Source organism: Salegentibacter salegens (assembly GCF_900142975.1).
Taxonomy (GTDB): domain Bacteria; phylum Bacteroidota; class Bacteroidia; order Flavobacteriales; family Flavobacteriaceae; genus Salegentibacter; species Salegentibacter salegens.
Genome location: NZ_LT670848.1, coordinates 3,608,303 through 3,628,539, shown reverse-complemented (window position 1 = coordinate 3,628,539; position 20,237 = coordinate 3,608,303). Strand labels below are relative to the sequence as shown.

Genomic DNA, 20,237 nt, shown 5'->3' with positions numbered 1-20,237 from the left:
ACTTCTCGCCAAAATAATACTTCTTCCAACTTCCGATGAAACTAACAAAAGGTATAGCCCTCACTTTTATCTTCGGAAATTTAAACTTTCTCTTATCTAAATCTCCCCTTCTTCTCTTAACGAATATAATTTTAAAAACCTCTAATATACATACACCTACTCTTAGGTTAATCACAATACCTTGTTTTTAAATAGTTTAAAAGTTAATTAGACAAAAAAATCTTATATAAAAAATTTCAAAAAAAAAGAATTTAAAAAATTAAACTTACAAAAAACAAATTTTTAATAATTTATTTTGGATAAGTAAAGAAAACGTTTGAAATTGCAAACTATACGAAAGTTAAAAATTTCATTTTATTAATTAACTTTTAAATAATAACCAATAAATTTTATGAAAAAAGTACTACTAACCTTCATTCTTGTGTTTTTGCCTTACATAATGTTAGGGCAAGAAACCATTGAAATTACGGGGACCGTTACAGATAACAGTATGAGCCTTCCTGGAGTTAACATCGTAGAAAAAGGTACCAACAACGGCACAATGACAGATTTTGATGGAAACTACACTATTCAAACGCCCAGTAATGCAGTTTTAGTTATAAGCTATATGGGCTATGCTACAAGAGAAATAGAGGTTAATGGTAAAACTAATATAGACATTGTTCTGGAGCAAGATGCTGCAGCTTTGGACGAAGTGGTTGTGGTAGGATTTGGCACCCAAAAGAAAGTAAACTTAACAGGTTCCGTAGCATCTGTAGATGGGGATATGCTTGAGGATAGACCTATGACCAGTGTATCTGCCGGACTTTCTGGATTGTTGCCGGGTGTTTCGGTAAACCAATCATCAGGTATGCCGGGTAATGATGGTGGTACTATAAGAATTCGTGGTACTGGCACTTTAAACCAGGCGTCTCCTATGGTAGTAATAGATGGGGTTGAGGGTTCATTGAATGATGTACAGCCAAACGATATTGCAAATATTTCAGTACTAAAAGATGCTGCTTCAGCTGCTATTTATGGTTCAAAAGCTGCTAACGGTGTCATTTTAATTACAACTAAAACCGGAAAAACAGGAGAACCTTCAGTACGTCTAACAAGTAATTTTGGATGGCAATCTGCTACGAGATTACCAGATTATCTGGGATCGTACGACTATGCTGTGCTTTATAATGAAGCCTTAACAAATAGTGGTAAAGCCCCAAAATTTGATGAAAATGACCTTGAACTTTTTCAAAATGGAAGTGCCCCTTACAGCCATCCAAATACAGATTGGCAGGATTTACTGTACCAGGGATCGGGATTTGTCACCACAAATAATTTAGGCATATCAGGTGGTACAGAATACACTAAATATCGAGCATCCCTAAATTATCAAAAACAGGATGGGATAATAAAGCACACAGGGAAAGATGAGTATAATGCTCGAGTAAATCTTACAATCACCCCTAAAAAATGGTTAACCACCAATTTAAACCTGTCCTACACCCAAATGGATCGTGAACAGCCTAACAATGCATATGTTGGTGGCGGTTTAGATCAAATTATTAGGCAAACAAACAGAATTGCACCCTGGATTCCTTATAAAAATGAAGATGGCACCTATGGAACCATTTCAGACGGCAACCCTATTGCCTGGATAGATATGGGACCTCAAATTAATTATAACCGGAAAACCTTTGTGGGAATTGGTTCTATACAAGCCGACCTTTTCGAAGGATTTAATGTTAAAGCCCTTATGTCCCATAGAAATGTAGAAGAGGATAATTCAGAAATGAATAAAGAAATCCAATATAACGAGAACAAATACCACGGACCAACAAAACTCACCGAAGACCTTAGAACAACTACTCGAAATACGCTTGATTTAACGGCTAATTACAATAAAATTTTTGAAAATGTACATAATGTAGGTGCTTTGGTTGGATACCATGCTGAATCTTATGATTTTAAAAGAACAACAGCTTACCGTGAAAACTTCCCAAGTAATGAACTTCCTAATTTAGATGCCGGTTCCACAAACGGCATGAAGAATACAGGCTATACAAGAGAACTAAATATGACCTCCTGGTTTGGTAGATTAAATTACGATTACGAAGGGCGTTATTTATTTGAAGCAAACTTAAGAGCAGATGCATCATCCCGTTTTGCAGAAGATAATAGAGTTGGAGTCTTTCCTTCTTTCTCTGCAGGTTGGAGAATATCTGACGAAAATTTCTTTGAAGGAATAAAAAGCACTGTGAACAATTTAAAACTTAGAGGTTCCTGGGGTCAACTTGGTAACCAGGATGCCCTAAATGATTATTATCCTACTGTACCAACTTTAGGTCTTGGAATAGACTATCCATTTAATAGTGAAATTAATTCTGGAGCAGCCATTGCGAATGCGAAAAATGCAGCATTAATTTGGGAAAAAACTACAAGCTATGGATTAGGTATAGATGCCAGGTTACTTTATAAATTAAATGTCACCATAGATATATATAAAAAACTTACCGAAGGTATTATTATGCAAGTGCCCGCTCCCAACGAATTTGCATTAAATAACTTTTATGATAACGTAGGTAAGTTAGATAATAAAGGAATTGAAGTTAGTCTTGATTACACAGAGACCTTTGGCGAAATAGATTTTGGTTTTGGCGGTAATGTAGCCTACAATAAAAATGAATTAGTAGAACTTGCAGGTACAAATGAAGTTATTAGTGGACGTCAAATCCGGAAGTTAGGTGAATCACTTGATTCCTGGTATGGCTATAAAACCGATGGTTTACATCAAACCCAGGAAGATATTGATGTATATGCTACCAATACCTTGTATCCAGGACAGATTCAACCTGGAGACTTACGTTATGTTGATATCACCAACGATGGCAAGGTAGATGCTAACGATCGTGTGTTACTAGGCAACTCTACTCCTACTCTAAATTTTGGAGCTAATTTAAGTTTAGCTTACAAAAATTTTGATTTACTGGCAATCTTTCAGGGAGCCACAGGTGGCTATGGCTATATGGATTTTGATGCTATTGGCGCCGTTAATGGAGACGGACAAAAACCATCTGCAATGTGGTTAAACCGATGGACTCCAGAAAACACAAACACTAACGTACCGAGACTCATTGATGCAATTAATGGACCAAGCATGCCTCAAAATTCTACCACAAGTTATTGGTTAAGAAGTACCGATTATTTAAGAATGAAAAATCTTCAACTTGGATATAACATTCCAACCAATGTTTTAGACGGCTGGAATATTTCAAAACTAAGGATTTATTATACTGCTCAAAATTTATTTACGATTACGAATTATCTCAAAGGATGGGATCCTGAAGCGCCTTCTGGGCGTGGTAGTGGATACCCGGTTGTAATGACCAATTCTATCGGATTTAATCTAACTTTTTAATTATTACAAGATGAAAAAATTAATTTACTTTATAGGAATCGTTTTTATATTCACCTCTTGCGAAGATTCTTTTTTAGACACAGCACCGAATGATGCGCTTTCGCCTTCCACTTTTTGGAAAAGCAAAAAAGATTTAGATCTGGCGCTAACAGGTTGTTATAGTGGCTTTGAAAGTGGTAACTCAATATTATATCGCGATGCTGGTTCTGATAATGCTTTCAATAACTTCCCCTGGGAAGGATGGACGAATATTGGAAATGGAAAATTATCGCCAGCAGATCCCGGAGCATCGTATTACAATTTTGCCACAATAAACCGATGTAACGAATTTCTTGAAAATGCAGATAATGCAGTTGAAGTGCCAGAAGAAGATAGAATAATTTATAAGGCTCAAGCCCGTTTTATTCGCGCATATGAATATTATGTGCTTACCACAAATTATGGTGATGTCCCTTTAATTACTGAAAATTTTGCTACACCCGAAGAAGCTAAAGTGCCACGAAATCCACAAGCAGAAATTCGCACATTTATTGAAAATGAATTAACTGCAGTAATCGATATTCTACCCGAATCATATTCGGGCTCAGAATTTGGAAAAGCTACAAAAGGGGCCGCTCAAGCTCTTCTTATGCGCAACTATCTATATTTTAAAGATTATGAACAAGCCTTAACAACAGCAAAAAGCATCACTGGCTATTCATTACACCCAAGTTTTAAAGGCCTTTTTGATCCAACTAATGAACAGAATAACGAAATCATTCTATCTGTACAGCATACACCTGATATTTATGCAATGAGTTTTACTCCATTCTTACCCAATAGTATTGGTGGCTGGTCATCTGTAGTTCCTACCCAGTCTTTGGTTGATGCGTATGGGATGGTAGACGGAAGAACTATTCAAGAAGCTCAAAGCCAGGGAGATTATGACCCTGAAAATCCTTTTATAAATCGTGATCCCAGGTTAAGAGCAACAGTTGTTTATCCAGGGCAGATATTCGCCGGCAGGGTTTACCGCTCAATTGAAGAAGATGACCCAGATTACTATAATACCGCTGATAACGCTTCAAAAACGGGATATAATTTTAAAAAATATACCACTTTTATAGATATAGATCCCAGTGCTCCTTTCTGGAATATGGGAAATGATATCTTTCTTTTTCGATATGCAGAAGTTCTCTTGACTATTGCAGAGGCAAAAATAGAATTAGGGCAAATAGACAATGAACTTTATGAAGCAATAGATGCAGTGAGATTAAGAGCAGGAATGCCTGCAGTAGATAAGCAAAAATATGCTGACCAGGAAAGTTTGAGAAAACTTATTAGAAATGAACGCAGAGTTGAGTTTGCAATGGAAGGACTTCGTAGAGATGATATTATACGCTGGGATATAGCTTCTGAAGTTATGAATGGTGAATTACTGGGCGCAAAAAAAGGAAGTGTTCTTGAAACTACCCAACCGAATGGGGATTATAATGTTTCTATGACGTTACCACAAAATTTAATCGAGACCAGGGAATTTCAAGCTCCTAAAAATAATCTTTTGCCTATCCCACAAAGTGCGATCGATAAGAATCCCAAACTGACACCTAATAATACGGGATATTAATTTGTTTGAGTACGGGAAGAATAATTAGAATTAATCTCTAAATAAGTTGCCTTCCCACCAAACTAATATGAAACCCCAATAATATTAATTGGGGTTTCATTAAAATAAAAAAGCTTTGTTCTAAGATGAATATGTCTTATATTTGTGTAAAACTATATAGATATGATACCTTCAGATTTCAGGGATTTTTTCGTTAATAGTCCAGCGACTGTTCAACAAGAGATAGTGGCTTCGTTGCTATCATTGTCTTTGCAAGAAAGTGAAGTAAAGGACAGCAACGAGGCAAAAGCAGTTACCTGTCCTCATTGCTCAGAAAAGCGTGTTCGTGCCAATGGCAAGCTCAAAGGCGTTCAACGCTATGTTTGCAATGGCTGTAAGAAGAATTTCAGTGAGACCACAGGTAAGTTTTGGTATAATATAAAAAAGAAAGAGAAGTTAAATCGGTATTTATACTGTTTGTTGTCGGGCTACAGTATCAGGAAAAGTGCAGAAGAGACGGAGATATCAATTCAAACGTCCTTTGATTGGAGACATAAATTGCTCACGTCATTTTCCAGTGTTTCGGTAGAAGAGTTTCAGGGCATAGTCGAAAGCGATGACCTGTTCTTTGCCTACTCAGAAAAAGGAGGACGTCATTTAGGTAGAAAACCGAAAATGCGAGGAGAAAAAGCAAGCAAAGCAGGCATAAGTGATGAAAAAGTAGCTGTAGTGGCAACTTGTGATAGATCTGGAAACAAAGACTTTAAAGTGGCCACAAGAGGTCGTATCAGTAAAGAGGATCTGAATAGAATACTTAAAGGGAAACTTGATAAAGCTGACGTACTCTGCAGCGACAGCCATAGAAGTTATGGTGCTTTTGCAAAAGCCAACACAATTGCCCATAAAAAGTTCAACACCTCAAAGGGACAGCGAACCGTAGATAAGGTGTACCATGTCCAGAATGTAAACAATATGGATATGAGATTGAGAAAGTTCATGGATTCTTTCAATGGGGTAGCTACAAAATACTTACAGAATTACTTGAATTGGTTCTTGGTACTTGAAAAAATCAAGAACTCAACCAGTAAAATGGCAACAGTTACAGCCATTGCCTTTGCTTCAAATAGCGCATGGTACGAGTACAAACAACAACTATTCAATATGCTAATTAGAACTTAGCCAATAAAAATTGATGAAATTCAACATATACAAAGTTGCTATACTTATAACCTATCTGGGTATATTCTTAACTTCTTGTACACAGGATAAAGAGAAACCAGAATATACCTATCAAATTCCTTTTGGTGAAAATTCCTGGATTTCCAACAATCAGGAAGAAGATGGAAAAATTATTAAAAAAGAAGGGGTTCGTAATTGGGATGGCAAAAAACCTATTCAAAGTTATTTTAGAACCAACAAATCAGGATTGGTAGAACTTGGGCTTAACCTTAAATCGGCCACAGGAAATACCAAACTAAAAGTATCACTTGCGGGAGAAAGCCGTAAGGTTCAGGTTAAAAACAAAGACTTCCAGGAAGTTTATTTAGGAGAATTTAAACTTAAAAATTCCGGTTACCAACAAGTATCTATTGAGGTTATAGAACCGGAATCAAATGAAAATTTAGCAATTAAAGAGCTACTATTGGCCGGGCCTGTTACCAGTGGGGAAGTGAATTTTGTAGAAGATAATTTCCATTTTGGGCGTCGAGGACCTTCAGTACATTTGCGTTACCCCATCCCGGAAGAAAGCAAAAAACCAACTTATTTCTACAATGAAATGTTTGTTCCCGAAGGCGAAGATGTTATAGGTTCCTACTATATGGCAAATGGATTTTCTCACGGTTATTTTGGTATGCAGGTAAATTCAGAAAATGAACGTCGAATCCTATTTTCGGTTTGGAGTCCTTATGAGACCCAAAACCCTGATGAAATTCCCGAAGATCAAAAAATTATAATGCTCAAAAAAGGAGATGATGTCTATACCGGCGAGTTTGGCAATGAAGGCTCCGGAGGACAGAGTTTTAAAAAATTTATGTGGAAAACCAATACCACCTACAAATTTCTGCTGAAAGGTGAACCTGCAGGTCCAAATCATACAGATTATTCCGCATATTTCTATACGCCAGAAAATGACGAATGGGAACTTATTGCCAGCTTTAGAAGGCCCAAATCCAGTAATTATTTAGGCAGTTTATATTCTTTCCTGGAAAATTTTGTCCCTGCTACCGGAGACATTTCTCGTAAGGCTCACTATAAAAACCAATGGCTATATGATGAGGAACAGGGCTGGATAGAACTCTCAAAAGCTATTTTTACGGCTGATGCCACCGCCAATCAAAAACATAGGCTCGATTACGCAGGAGGAGAGACCACAGGAGGATATTATTTGAAAAATTGTGGCTTTTTTAATGAAACAACCGAGGTCGACACCAATTTTGAAAGGGAAGCAACCGGCAATGCACCACAAATAAATTTTGAAAATTTACCTTAAATCTAATCTTAAAAATACTTTCACTACTTTTTTAATGGAAAAAATATTAATTACGGGCGCAGCGGGACAATTAGGAGTTGAACTCACCGCTGCTTTAGCTTCAAAATATGGAACCAGTAATATTCTGGCCAGTGATATTAACTCAGAATCAGCTAAAAAATTTAAATCAGTAAAATTTCTAACCTTAGATGCTACCGATTCTAAGCACATTGAAAATATCATAGAAACTGAAAATATTACCCAGATATATCATTTAGCTGCTATCCTTTCAGCCAAAGGTGAAGATAATCCTCTTTTTACCTGGGATTTAAATATGAGGAGCCTTTTAGGAGTTTTAGAAGCAGCCAGGAAATACCAGCTTAAAATTTTTTGGCCATCATCTATTGCCGTTTTTGGAAAAGACACGCCGCGTACCAATACACCCCAAAATCCGGCAATGATTCCAGGTACCGTATATGGAATCTCTAAGCAGGCCGGCGAACAGTGGTGTAATTACTATGCCGAAAAATTTAAAGTTGATGTGAGAAGCCTGCGTTATCCTGGCTTAATATCTTATTCAGCACAACCTGGTGGTGGTACTACCGATTATGCTGTAGATATATTTTATAAATCGAAAGAAGATAAAAAATATACCTGTTTTCTTAGTAAGGAAACCCGTCTACCCATGATGTATATGCCCGATGCTATAAGAGCCACATTAGAATTGATGGAAGCACCTGTTTCAGAAATTAAAACACGTACCTCCTATAATGTCGCCGGAGTGAGCTTTACACCGGCTGAACTTGCTGAAGAAATCAATAAACATATCTCAGATTTCAAAATTTTCTATGAACCTGATTTTCGACAACATATTGCCGACAGTTGGCCACAGAGCATTAATGACGAGGTGGCCGAACAGGAATGGGGTTGGAAACCTAAATACGATCTCAAAAGGATAACCATAGACATGCTTAAAAATATAAAATGTGAAACATATTAACCTGTTTAATGGTTGTTCTACTAATACCAAATTGAGCGTCTAAATCAATTTTGATTTTAATCCTCTTAAAGCAGTTTTTATAGCTACAAGAAGCTAAATTGATTATAAGATTCAATTTCATCATATGACTTTCAAAAAATTCTTAGTAACAAAAACATGGGGTGCTATTATTCTCCTAAGTTGGTGTAATTTTTCCCAGGCACAAAGTCCGGAAGGAATTACACATTCAGGACAAAAAACCAATCAGATGCCTTTTCCCGTTAGTTCCTATAACGAATTACAGAACCCCACCCCTACTCCTGTTAAACTTTGGAATGATTCTCAAAAAACTATAGCGGGATGGGGTAAAACCAATAAGAGGTATAAGAAAGAAAAACCGGTATTGAAAGATTCACTTTCAACTGATTTAAACCTGCAAGGCTGGAGAGGAGAAAAACTTTCTGCTCAATGGGTAGTTTCAGCAGGGAAAAAAGACTTAAGCCTAAGTGTAGAAACATCAGATTTAAAAAACATAAATAATAACCAGATTATTTCAAATGAACAGATAGAAAGTGCATTTGTTCGCTATGTATTAACAGATGAACTTAATAAAGATCAAAAAGGAGCCTGTGGCCATCGCGTCCCGGCAAACTTTGATTCAACTTTAGTGGCCGATGTTATAGATCATAAAATAAAAGATTTCAAGGTATTAAAACGAACCACAAGACCCGGCTGGTTATCCATCCAGGTACCTCAAAACACAACACCAGGTTCTTACTCGGGCACTGTTAAAATAAAAGATGGTAATAAACTTTTAAAAAAATTAGTTATAAATATTGAGGTAGAGGAACGTCAATTGCCAGATCCAAAAAAATGGAACTTCCATCTGGATCTTTGGCAAAATCCATATGCAGCAGCACGTTATTATCAAACCAATTTATGGAGTGATGAACACTTTAAAGCTATGGAAGAGGATATTCATCATTATGTAAATGCTGGAGGAAAATCTATTACAGCAAGTATTATTGACCGGCCCTGGGATGGCCAAACACATGATGCTTTTCATTCTATGGTTCGGTGGACTAAAAAGCTAGATGGTACCTGGGATTTTAGTTTTGATGTTTTTGATAAGTGGGTAGAATTTATGATGGATTTGGGCGTGAGCAAACAAATTAATGCCTACAGTATGATTCCCTGGAAACTAAGCTTTGCCTATTTTGATGAAGCTACCAATACTACAAAACACCTTAAAACCAAACCTGGAGAGGAAGATTATAAAAATTCCTGGACAGCTATGCTTAAAGCCTTCGCTGCCCATTTAAAAGAAAAAGGATGGTTTGATAAAACTTATATCGCTATGGATGAACGCCCTATGGAATCTATGGAAGAGGCTATGAAAGTTATAAAAAATGCTGATAAGGATTTTAAAATATCTTTCGCTGGTAATAGCCATCCTGAATTGTTTGATGTTATAGATGATTATTCAATTACATTAAGTGAAAATTATCCCGATAAAATTATTCAATCACGTAAAAAACAGGGAAAGACAAGTACTTTCTATACCAGTTGCTCCCATCCCTATCCCAATAGCTTCACTTTTAGTGAGCCTTCGGAAACCGAATGGTATGGCTGGTATGCAGCCAATAAAAAATTAGATGGCTATTTACGTTGGGCATACAACAGTTGGGTTATGGAGCCACTTTTAGACAGCAGGTATACCACCTGGGCAGCTGGAGACACCTATTTTATTTACCCGGGCGGAAGAACATCTATACGCTTTGAAAAGCTATTAGCTGGAATCCAGGCTTATGAAAAAATCCAGTTTCTAAAATCTGAATTCAAAAAGAATAATAATACTAATGGCCTATTAAAAATTGATGAGATATTATCCTCCTTCACAATGGATGAGCTCAGCAAGACATCAGCATCAGTAATTATAGAGAAAGCTCAAAAGGCTTTTCAAAGCTTATAAAATATAAAATAATATTTTTATGAAATTTCAAGTTTACTTCTTAATTATATGCTTTTTTCTTGCTTTCAGAACAACCGCCCAGGACCAACAAAACACCAGAGATGTACGTATTCTCACTTATAATATATTGCACGGCTCCAATACCACAGGAGATTTTGATTTAGATATTATAGCAAGCGTAATCAATAAAGCAAATCCAGATCTTGTTGCTTTGCAAGAGGTAGATTTTCGAACAGCTCGTGTAAATAAACGAGATATCTTAAGTGAACTTGCTGTCAAAACTGGCTTAACTTCAATTTTTATAAAAGCTATGGATTATGATGGTGGAGAGTATGGAGAAGGAATATTATCACGTACTTCATTTATCAAAACAGAGAACATAAGTCTCCCCCATTCTCCTAAAAATGAACCTAAAGCAGCAGGACTTACCACCCTGGCCCTGTCTTCAGGAGACACCATACATTTCATAGGAACCCATTTTGACCATCTTCCTGATGGAATTGACCGAATGGAACAAGCCGAAGCGATAAACAGACTCACTAAAAAACTGAAGTATCCAGCTATTCTCGCTGGCGACCTCAATGATATGCCCGGTAGTGCACCCATTCATCTCCTCGAAAAGAGTTGGGCAAGTACTTATAATAAACACAACCCGGCACCTACCTATCCTTCAGCAAATCCTAAGGTTAAAATCGATTATGTAATTTTTTATCCTAAGAATAAATGGAAGGTACATAAAACTAAAGTAATCCAAGATAGCTTAGCCTCCGACCACAATGCTGTCCTAAGTATAATAGAATTAAAAAAACAAAAAAAACATGACTAAAGAAACAAACAAATCCATCATCATAATTGGAGTATTATTTTTCATTTTTGGCTTCGTTACCTGGTTGAATTCTGTTTTGATTCCATATCTCAAAACAGCCAGTCAGCTCAACAATTTTGAATCATACCTTGTTGCTTTCGCTTCTTACATTTCCTATCTAGTTATGGCTATCCCTTCAGCATGGGTTCTAAAAAAAATAGGATTTAAAAATGGTATGTCTATGGGTTTAGTAGTTATGGCTATTGGCGCTCTTATTTTTATTCCCGCAGCTATTTCCAGGACCTACGCTTTATTTTTATTCGGATTATTTGTCCAGGGAACAGGTTTGGCATTATTACAGTCTGCGGCAAATCCTTATATCACCATTCTAGGACCTATTGAAAGTGCGGCGAAACGAATGAGCATAATGGGAATCTGTAACAAAATTGCAGGAGCACTAGCTCCCATAATTTTTGGTGCTATTTTACTTAAAAATATGGACAAGCTGGAAGCGAGCCTTAATAGTATGAATGCGGTAGAAAAAGCCGCTGAACTGGATGCGCTTTCAGCAAGGGTAATAACACCTTATATTATAATGGCAGTAATCCTGATTGGTCTTTCTATTTTAATATATTATTCAGCATTGCCTGAAATTACAACTGACGAAGAAGATGAAACACTTGCCGCTGCCAATAAAAATAAAACCAACGTTTTACAGTTTCCGAATTTATTATTGGGCACTCTTGCTATGTTCCTTTACGTTGGTGTGGAAGTAATTGCAGGAGATACAGTAATTAGCTATGCCCGAGATGCCCACGGTATTTCTACCGATGTAGCTAAATATTTCACTACTTATACCCTAATTGCAATGATCGTCGGCTATCTAATTGGTACTGTGACCATACCCAAGTATATTAGTCAGCAAAAAGCCTTACAGCTCTCTGGAATTTTAGGAATAATACTTGGGTTAGTCGCCATTTTTACGGAAGGCTACATATCGGTCTTGAGTATTTCGCTGTTAGGATTGGCCAACGCTTTGGTTTTTCCTGCTATATGGCCCCTGGCACTTCATGGATTGGGAAGGTTTACTAAAATAGGATCTTCTTTTTTAATAATGGCCCTGGCCGGAGGTGCAATTTTACCACTTATTTATGGCTACCTTGCTGATACTTTTGATCCACAAGCAGCTTACTGGATAGTAATCCCAAGTTATTTATATATATGGTTTTTTGCTGTTAAAGGACACAAAATTAAGTAATGTCCCAATTTAATTTGAAATAATGGTTAATTAACAGAAAAGAGCGATTAGAGGCAACCTAAAATACTAGGTTTTTTATAAGTATTTAATTTCCTTAGTTAAAAATTCTAGAAATTAATAACACTATCTAAAGCATCATCAGCATCCCGGTGAATAAAATTGGCCTGATAATTCAACGTAGTTTTTAAGTTACTATGGCGATATAATTTTTGCAACATTAACGGATGGATTTTATCACCAGCAATATTCCCAAAGCTATGCCTGGCAATATGGTTCGAAAGATTTTTTTCAATTCCACAATCCGCGGCAATTAGCTTTAGATTTTTATTGAAAAGTTTAGTGGCACTTTTTGTTTTAATATAAATTTCTGCATCCTTAGGATTTACATTTCGCAGAAATGGAAAAACATTATATTAAGAAAAGTCGGTAAAGAATATATTCAAATATTAGACCAGGAGTGTAAAAAAGAGTTTAAAGAATGGGGGGCAAAATTTTTAAAAATCTGATGATAAAAATACGAATTAGACAGAAGTGAAGAAGCTGAAAGAAATAATTCAGTAAATAGGTTTGGCAGAAACATAATTGTTTCTGGAATTATGAAATATTTGCTGACTTTTTAAAATCGCAGAAAATCACACAAATTCATGTTCAATTGGAAGCTGAAGTGTAAAAGGCTAGGTTGAAGAAATTTAAGAGAATCATCTATTTTTAAATATTGATAGGATATGTCTAGTAGCAGTTCATTCTTAAGGCTATCATTTTGTAAACTGGAAATACTATTATACGCATTGTCTATGATTTTTAACTTCTCAATTTTATTTAGTAAAGTGTCGGAGTATGTTTGAGCTAAATTTTTAATCGCGTTTTCCTGCCTTAACTGATTATTTTCGCTGCAGGAGATAATGAGCATTAAAAAACTAAATTTTAATATAAGATTGTATAGAATTCTCAAATGGGGATAAATTTGGCCTTCGTGTACTTTAGATTATACTATATCAAGTTTTTACTTTATATCACAAAGAGTCCAAATAATCTGCTGGCATATCTCTCCGATCCTAAATTCTACAATTAAAATAGTAAGGCTAAACTTAAGAAAAATTCTATTCTTTCACCTTCAATAAAAATGTGGTTTTACCACGTTTTTAAATCACAAATAGAATTGTAAGTATTATAACCCACTCAGCACATTCCCCTTCCGTACCTCCAGGAAAAAGAGCTTCATTCACAAAAGCCGGACGCAATTAAAAAACCACAAACTTCCATTTCACTTTTTCCGCACAAATAGTAGATCCGCTTCATTCCCGGTTCTGGTTTTGCATTTAATTCCTCAAATTGGATTTCATAATTAATGTAATTCCACTTCCCGTTCCTTCCCTATTCTTTCTTTCCTATTTGAAGTAGTCCCCGCCTTCACTGCAACTACCTTTTTCTTTAATGCAAAATACCAAGATTTAGAATTTAGCCCGCACTGCATATAGCCGGTCTTTTAGCTTTTTTTTATAAGTTATCCCAAATACTAAATCTTGAAAAAATATTGGCACAAAAAAAGGGACAGGGAAGAGCGCTACGAAACGAAATTAGATAAAATCCACAAAAAGGGAGCGGAATTAAAAAATCAAAAAAGAACAACGCTCAGTAAATGACTTAAACAACAATTATAAATCTTTTAGTTATGAAACACTTAGAAACACAGTACAGTTAATTGGAAACGTAAGGGAAAGATCATAAATCCCACAGGTTTGAAAGTGGATTGTTAGTAACCCGATTTTCCCTGGCCACCAACGAACAGTTTTTTTAAAAATGGAGAAAAAATTTAAGAAACACAATGGCTTCAAATTGTAGCCTGGGGTAAGCAGGGCGAGCCTGCAAACAACTATATCTATAGATAGTTACTACCGGTAAACTAGCCTACTGGCCTTATGAGAACGAGGATTCAGAAAAGCAGTACATCAGAAATTTAGGTGGATGCCCTCATTTAGTATCAAATAATACCAAATTGTATCTGGAAAGACAAAATCATATAATGTTGTACCTATGTTGTACCAAAAAGAAAAAGCCGACTCTTTCAAGTCGGCTTATCCCTTTGTGCGGGCGGAGAGACTCGAACTCTCACACCGTAAGGCACTAGATCCTAAGTTCGATTTGAATAGAAACCAAAGGAAATCAAAAGAATACAAAATACTGATTTACTGGTATTTAACTGGATGAGCCGGTCAAAGTGAACCACGTGCGCCGGATGAAAGTGAGCATAGCAAACTAAGTGCTCAAAATCGATTCTACTGTGGTTAAATTTACTATTTATTTTTAAGTTTTTTCCTCATTGATTCCCCTTTGATATCTATTCTGTGAGCCGTATGAACTAGGCGATCCAGTATGGCATCTGCAATGGTCTGTTCTCCAATAATCTCATGCCAGGCCTCTACAGGTAACTGGGAGGCTATTATGGTAGATTTTTTTCCGTGCCTATCTTCAATTATTTCCATCAGGGAGTGCCTGTTAATATTATCCAGACCTTTAAGTCCAAAGTCATCAAGTATGAGCAGATCCTGTTTTTCTATCTTGTTTACCTGCTTTAAATAAGAGCCATCAGCCTTGGATGTTTTAAGCATGGTAAAGAGCTTAGAAGTGTTGAAGTACATCGTTTTGAAGCCTAATGAACAGGCCTGATGACCTATGGCGGATGCCATATAACTTTTTCCTGCCCCGGTGCTTCCCGTGATTAAAATATTATCCTTTTGTGTTACAAAGTCGCACGTGGCAAAACGTTGTATTTGATTTCTATCGATATTTCGTTCGTGGTTATAATCGATATTCTCCATAATGGCGCTATACCTGAACCTGGCTGTTTTAGTTAGGCGTTCTACCTTTCGGTTCTTGCGATCGTCCCATTCGGACTGGATAAGGTAAGCTACAAGCTCATCATTAGTGTAATCCACGCTCTGCGGGGATAAGCTGGAGTTGAAGGCCCTGATCATTCCGTGGAGCCTTAATTGTTTCATCTGTTCTAAGGTTTGCGTATTCATATACATGGTTTTAATGGTTCCTTTCTATTTGTAATAATGGCCTCCCCGGATGTTCTTGTGATCGGGCAAGACTATTTCCTCTTCGAGGTTTTCTTCAAGATTATCCCAGCCTTTTTTAAGGATGCGATCAATAATATTGTAATTGTATGCCCCGTAATCAGAAGCCCTCTTACAAGCATTATCCAGGCGCAGGTTCCCTACTTTTTTTGCCAGGTGTAGTATGCCCAGACAGGATTTATAGGATTGTTCGGGATGTTGTTTTTTGTCCAGTATTTCAGTGATATACCCTTTGCAGTGTACTCCAATATGAGCTGCCCAGGCGATGAATTTTTCAGAGCTCCATTCACTTACAAACCTATGGTGTGATGGCATATGTTCCTTAACTGTAGTATAGGCGTATTTCCTTTTCTCTCTTGGATGTGCGGCCAGGCGTTCAAATTTATAGAATATCTCCACCAGGCTATCGGAGTAGATGATCTTGATGCGTTTGCCTATGTGCTGATAAGGTACGCTATAGTAATGCTTGTCTTTGCTAAAATAGATGTGGCTGTTCTTGTGAATGGTCCCATTGGCGTAGGCTTTTATCTCATACCGTTTTAAAGGCAGGGGTTTTAATTCCTGTTTTTCTACTTCTTCGAACAAAGAACGGCGGGAGTACTCTCTTCCCCGGAAGGACATTTTATTATGTGTTTTTAGAAGTTCAAGTATTGCCTTATTGATTTCTGGTAAGCTATGGAAGGTCTGGTGGCGTAGCGGTGCAAATACCCTGGTATATATAATCCGTACAGCGTTTTCTACAATGGCCTTATCCCTGGGTTTATATGTTCTTGTGGGCAGTACTGCGGTTTCATAATATTCTGCAAAATCAGAGAAGGTCTCGTTGACCTTGGGTTCATAACGACTCCCTTTGGTTACTGCGGATTTCAGGTTATCGGGTACCAGGGCATTGGGCACCCCACCATAAAACCAAAGCGCATTCTCGACGCTACGTATAAAATCCTCCTTCTTTTGGCTTGGTGAGGCTTCCACATACGTGTATTGGCTACTGCCCAAAACGCACACAAAAACTTCCAGATCCTGCAGTTCTCCTGTGTGACGATCCACAATGCTAAGTTTCTTGCCGGTGTAATCGATGAACAGCTTATCGCCAGCCTTATGGGTAAGGTGCATCACCGGTGATACTTCCTTAGTCCACTGATGGTACCAGTATTTGAACTGGGATAACTTAAAGCCATCAGGATGTTTCGCATAATACTCCTGCCAAAGCAGTTGCCTGGTTACCCCCGTTTTACGCAATTCCTTATCAAAATAGGGAAAGTACTTCTCCAGGGTCAACAATTGAGCGCTCTTTGGCTTTTGATCTGACTTAAAAAGCTTGTGTAACTCTTCTAGGGTCATGGCAGAGACCTCGTAGCTTGTAAAATGGTAACGCTGAAAAAAAGCGATGTATTTAGTAATGGTGTTGCGTGATAAACCCAACCTTGAACTTATCTGGCGTTTACTGACGCCCTGGCTGTACAACCTAAAAATCTGTTTTACTTTTCGCATATCTATCTGTTTGTTGGCCATGGTCTTTTTTACAAAAAAAGACATTTGACTCATTACAAATAGAATCGATTTCTTAGTGGTTCACTTTATCTCGGCTAAAGTGGTTCAGTTTGACCCGGCCAAGGTGGTTCACTTTAATCCGGCCAGGGTGGTATACTATGACCGTTTTTTGCATTTAGATAAAGGTTTTGAAAATTATGCCTGGAAAAAATAATTAAACACCTACTAATTCTTGCCCAAATAATGGGCAGGAATTAGTTATTTAACTAAGACTCATTTAACAACTAAACCAATATGAAAGTTCACCTATTTGCTCTAATTTTAAGTTTATCACTATTGTCTTGCGGCAATAGCGAAACAAATAAGCCTCAAAAAAATCAGCTTCAAAAATTTGAAAACAAAGGACATCAACTAGTATACGAAATGACACAAAAAGTAGGTGATTATGATAAACTCCGTAATAAAGAGGATGTCGTATACACCTATACTTATCAAACCCCAGATGGTAAAACTGATGTTTCTACTGAAAAATATTTATTTGACGGAGAATTATCTTATGGCGGTTATAATCAGCACGAAAGAACATTACCTCAACTTGAAGGCTTGATTGAACAAGGCTTCAATGGTAAAGAGTTTTGGTTAAAACACAAGGGAGAAGTCATAACAAATGAAGATTATTTAAAGCGAGTAGCCTTTAATAGGCCAACAAATTTTTATTGGTTTACTATGATGCCTAAATTACTAGATGAAGGACTAAATTATGAGTATCTGGGAGAAAAAACTATAGCAAATAAAAAGTATGATATTGTAAAAGTTACTTTTAATTCAACTAAAAAAGAAGCTACAGATATTTATCAGTTGTACATCAATAAAAATACTGCAATGGTAGTCAGTTCCTTTTTACTGTAGTCGATTTTGATGTGATAGACACCCCTTATTTGATGAAGCTTGAGTATGAAAACATTGACGGGCTTCTATTACCCACAAAACGAAAATATAAAAAATCTACCTGGAACGCAGATGTAACAGATAAACCCTGGACCGCGGTAACCTGGTCTGATATTAAATTCGAAAACGATCTGACAAAGAAAGATTTCACAAAATAATAAGTTTGGATTGAAATGGTTTTGAGTCATAATTTAATCAAACTTTTATGTCATCCCAACCAATGAATAAGGGGGGCTTCCGAGAGATCGGAGGCCTTTTTATTTTCTATCCGTACAACAATTTAAGGAATCATTGGATATTCCCATTAATGTGTTTATACAAAATTACCGACTAGCATTTTACGAAAACACACCCATTCCCTGGGCAGTATATCCCTTCCGGGCATCTCTTAGAATTAAATGAAATTTTAAATTTTTTAATCTTCGTTTTTTGCAGCCAGGTGGCGTGCTGCATACTTACTAACTCTATCTCCCCTAATCCAGGTTTTTCAAAGGGTCGCATAGGCCAGGGCTTTTTAAAATTCACCACATCTACCCAGGTATTAAGAATAGTAATTGATAAAATCTTCTCTTGGTTTTCCGCAGCCAGAGCAAATCCAATGGGTCCACCAATATCATGAATGAGCAGATGATATTTATCTAAGCCTAAGCTTTTGGCTGCTTCAGCACAAAAGCTTAGTTAAAGAAGAAAAAGAGTAATCAAAATCTTCAGGCCGCTCAGAAAATCCCAAACCAGGAAGATCAATAGCCACTCCCCTATAACCTTTATCAGCTAAGGCGGGAACGATCTTTCGGTATAAAAATGAGGAAGTGGGCACGCCGTGGAGACAAAGTACGGCTTCTCCACTCCCCTTGTCTAGGGCAAAACATTTAAGCCCGTTAACATCAAAATATTTTCCAGAAGCTTCATGATTCTCCAAAATCGTTTCAACAGAAATATTATCACTCATAATTTCAGGATTTATTCTAAGTTAATAAAAACGAAAGGTATCTATTAAAATATACACTTAAAAATGCCGATTACGTGTTCATTTTATAAGGAAATTGGGATTTGAACTTCTAACCTTTCTCTTTTTTAATTTAAAATTGGAAGTTACTATCTAACACCTTATTTTGATTCAAACCCACTTCTTCCAGCTTTTTCATCTTTATATCCCACTTTGTTTCAAGTCTCTTATAAATAGATTTTTTCCTGAATTTCCCAATCCAGTTCAACTTCAAATAATTAAGAATTTTCACTCTTGTCGTGGTGGAGTCTAATTTATCTAAAAGAATATAAAATCTATAATTACTGGTCATCGGTAAATTGGAGGTGCTTTCTCCATAAGAAAGGTCTGCCTTACTATCTATTTAAATGGTTTTAAATTGCATTTTACGGCTTCCAATAATACAAGTGTGATTCGCTCCAGGCCTATTTACCCGGCCTTCATCATATTCAATTTCTGTAAGTGAGGTATCCCAAAGTTTTCTGTATTTAAAATTACTGATAAGCTCAAATACTCTTTCTACAGGAAGCTTAATATCTTGTTCTATTGTAAAATCAGCTTTTTCTTTTATTTGAATTATATCCTTGGATTCTGCTCGCTCTGTAGTTGTTTTATAAGTGGTTAATGCCTTATAATAATAGGGAAGAATATGAATATCGTATTTACTCTCTATTTTGATGAATTCTGCACCTTCAGCATCTATTTCCAAATACTCCAGAGTAGGGTTAGAAAGCAATAAATACTCATCTAGGGGAACATCATTTTTTAGCAGGCGATGGATTCGATTAACGTCCTGCCCGTAAGGTTTTTTTATATTTTTTACCCGAATAAAATCTAATCTTCCTTTATGCACCAAAAATTTGATCTTGAGATTAATTGCGGTGGCACAAGCACCGCAGTTGCAAATTCTTTGATGTTCATATTTTTTGAGATGTTCCTGAAAAGCATTCAACATAGAAGAAACCTGATTTTCAATTTGAACAAAGGATATATCCTTATCGATGTACATGAAAAGGGCGTCTCCTTCTATTTCTGCCAGTTCCATATTTAAAACGTTATTATCCAATAGAATATCAAGCAACTCAGATATTATATGAATGCTATGTTCAATGGCCGTATTTTCCACAAATTGTGAAAAACCACTGATATCAGGGATAAAATAAAATGCCTTATCTTTTTTAGTTGCCCAATAATTTTTTTTCATCTACAACAGTTTATATACAATTAAATAACCATCGAATGGAATCTATATTTTCGGTTATCTAAA

Annotated in this window: 15 protein-coding genes and 1 pseudogene; 10 read left to right on the top strand and 6 right to left on the bottom strand. The window is 36.5% G+C overall.

Annotated features, from left to right (window positions below; translation table 11 throughout):
• Positions 1-391: 391 nt before the first annotated feature.
• From B5488_RS16115 to B5488_RS16080, 8 genes are all read left to right on the top strand, one after another.
• Positions 392-3,397, top strand: a complete 3,006-nt coding sequence (locus tag B5488_RS16115) for a SusC/RagA family TonB-linked outer membrane protein (protein ID WP_079736185.1) — start codon at positions 392-394, stop codon at positions 3,395-3,397.
• A 10-nt stretch (positions 3,398-3,407) separates the two neighbouring features.
• Complete coding sequence (locus B5488_RS16110) at positions 3,408-5,003, top strand: RagB/SusD family nutrient uptake outer membrane protein (RefSeq protein ID WP_079736184.1); 1,596 nt, start codon at positions 3,408-3,410, stop codon at positions 5,001-5,003.
• Between the two features lie 162 nt (positions 5,004-5,165).
• Positions 5,166-6,161 (top strand): IS1595 family transposase, encoded by a 996-nt coding sequence (locus tag B5488_RS16105; protein WP_079733415.1) that lies wholly within the window; start codon positions 5,166-5,168, stop codon positions 6,159-6,161.
• A 13-nt stretch (positions 6,162-6,174) separates the two neighbouring features.
• On the top strand, positions 6,175-7,473 hold the full coding sequence (locus B5488_RS16100; RefSeq protein WP_231919759.1) for a DUF3472 domain-containing protein: 1,299 nt from the start codon (positions 6,175-6,177) through the stop codon (positions 7,471-7,473).
• A 34-nt stretch (positions 7,474-7,507) separates the two neighbouring features.
• Complete coding sequence (locus B5488_RS16095; protein ID WP_079736652.1) at positions 7,508-8,452, top strand: NAD-dependent epimerase/dehydratase family protein; 945 nt, start codon at positions 7,508-7,510, stop codon at positions 8,450-8,452.
• A gap of 124 nt (positions 8,453-8,576) precedes the next feature.
• Positions 8,577-10,403 (top strand): DUF4091 domain-containing protein, encoded by a 1,827-nt coding sequence (locus B5488_RS16090; RefSeq protein WP_079736182.1) that lies wholly within the window; start codon positions 8,577-8,579, stop codon positions 10,401-10,403.
• A 19-nt stretch (positions 10,404-10,422) separates the two neighbouring features.
• Positions 10,423-11,229, top strand: a complete 807-nt coding sequence (locus tag B5488_RS16085) for an endonuclease/exonuclease/phosphatase family protein (protein WP_079736181.1) — start codon at positions 10,423-10,425, stop codon at positions 11,227-11,229.
• Positions 11,222-12,466 carry a sugar MFS transporter gene (locus B5488_RS16080; RefSeq protein WP_079736180.1) on the top strand — a complete coding sequence of 415 codons (1,245 nt, stop codon included), beginning with the start codon at positions 11,222-11,224 and terminating at the stop codon, positions 12,464-12,466. Before B5488_RS16085 ends, B5488_RS16080 begins: the two co-directional genes overlap by 8 nt.
• Positions 12,467-12,573: 107 nt before the next feature.
• On the opposite strand, the pseudogene B5488_RS16075 reads toward B5488_RS16080, so the two are convergent.
• From B5488_RS16075 to istA, 3 genes and pseudogenes are all read right to left on the bottom strand, one after another.
• A pseudogene (locus B5488_RS16075) lies at positions 12,574-12,873 on the bottom strand (site-specific integrase); the annotation flags it as partial.
• 1,887 nt (positions 12,874-14,760) lie between these two features.
• A complete protein-coding gene (gene istB / locus B5488_RS16065) occupies positions 14,761-15,489 on the bottom strand; it encodes an IS21-like element helper ATPase IstB (RefSeq protein WP_079736178.1) in 729 nt (242 codons plus the stop codon).
• Between the two features lie 24 nt (positions 15,490-15,513).
• Positions 15,514-17,037, bottom strand: coding sequence for an IS21 family transposase (gene istA / locus B5488_RS16060; protein WP_231919758.1), 1,524 nt, complete (start codon positions 17,035-17,037; stop codon positions 15,514-15,516).
• A gap of 294 nt (positions 17,038-17,331) precedes the next feature.
• Between istA and B5488_RS16055 the strand changes: the two genes are divergently transcribed.
• Complete coding sequence (locus B5488_RS16055; protein ID WP_231919757.1) at positions 17,332-17,946, top strand: DUF6503 family protein; 615 nt, start codon at positions 17,332-17,334, stop codon at positions 17,944-17,946.
• A gap of 29 nt (positions 17,947-17,975) precedes the next feature.
• Positions 17,976-18,143: a hypothetical protein gene (locus B5488_RS18225; RefSeq protein ID WP_231919756.1), complete on the top strand. Its 168-nt coding sequence runs from the start codon at positions 17,976-17,978 to the stop codon at positions 18,141-18,143.
• A 172-nt stretch (positions 18,144-18,315) separates the two neighbouring features.
• Here the strand turns inward: B5488_RS18225 and B5488_RS18305 are convergent, their stop codons facing one another.
• The 3 genes from B5488_RS18305 to B5488_RS16040 form a co-directional block, all read right to left on the bottom strand.
• Positions 18,316-18,585: a hypothetical protein gene (locus B5488_RS18305; RefSeq protein WP_262507364.1), complete on the bottom strand. Its 270-nt coding sequence runs from the start codon at positions 18,583-18,585 to the stop codon at positions 18,316-18,318.
• A 61-nt stretch (positions 18,586-18,646) separates the two neighbouring features.
• Complete coding sequence (locus tag B5488_RS18300; protein WP_262507328.1) at positions 18,647-18,934, bottom strand: alpha/beta fold hydrolase; 288 nt, start codon at positions 18,932-18,934, stop codon at positions 18,647-18,649.
• Positions 18,935-19,334: 400 nt separating this feature from the next.
• On the bottom strand, positions 19,335-20,174 hold the full coding sequence (locus B5488_RS16040; RefSeq protein ID WP_079736175.1) for a DUF2652 domain-containing protein: 840 nt from the start codon (positions 20,172-20,174) through the stop codon (positions 19,335-19,337).
• Positions 20,175-20,237 lie beyond the last annotated feature (63 nt).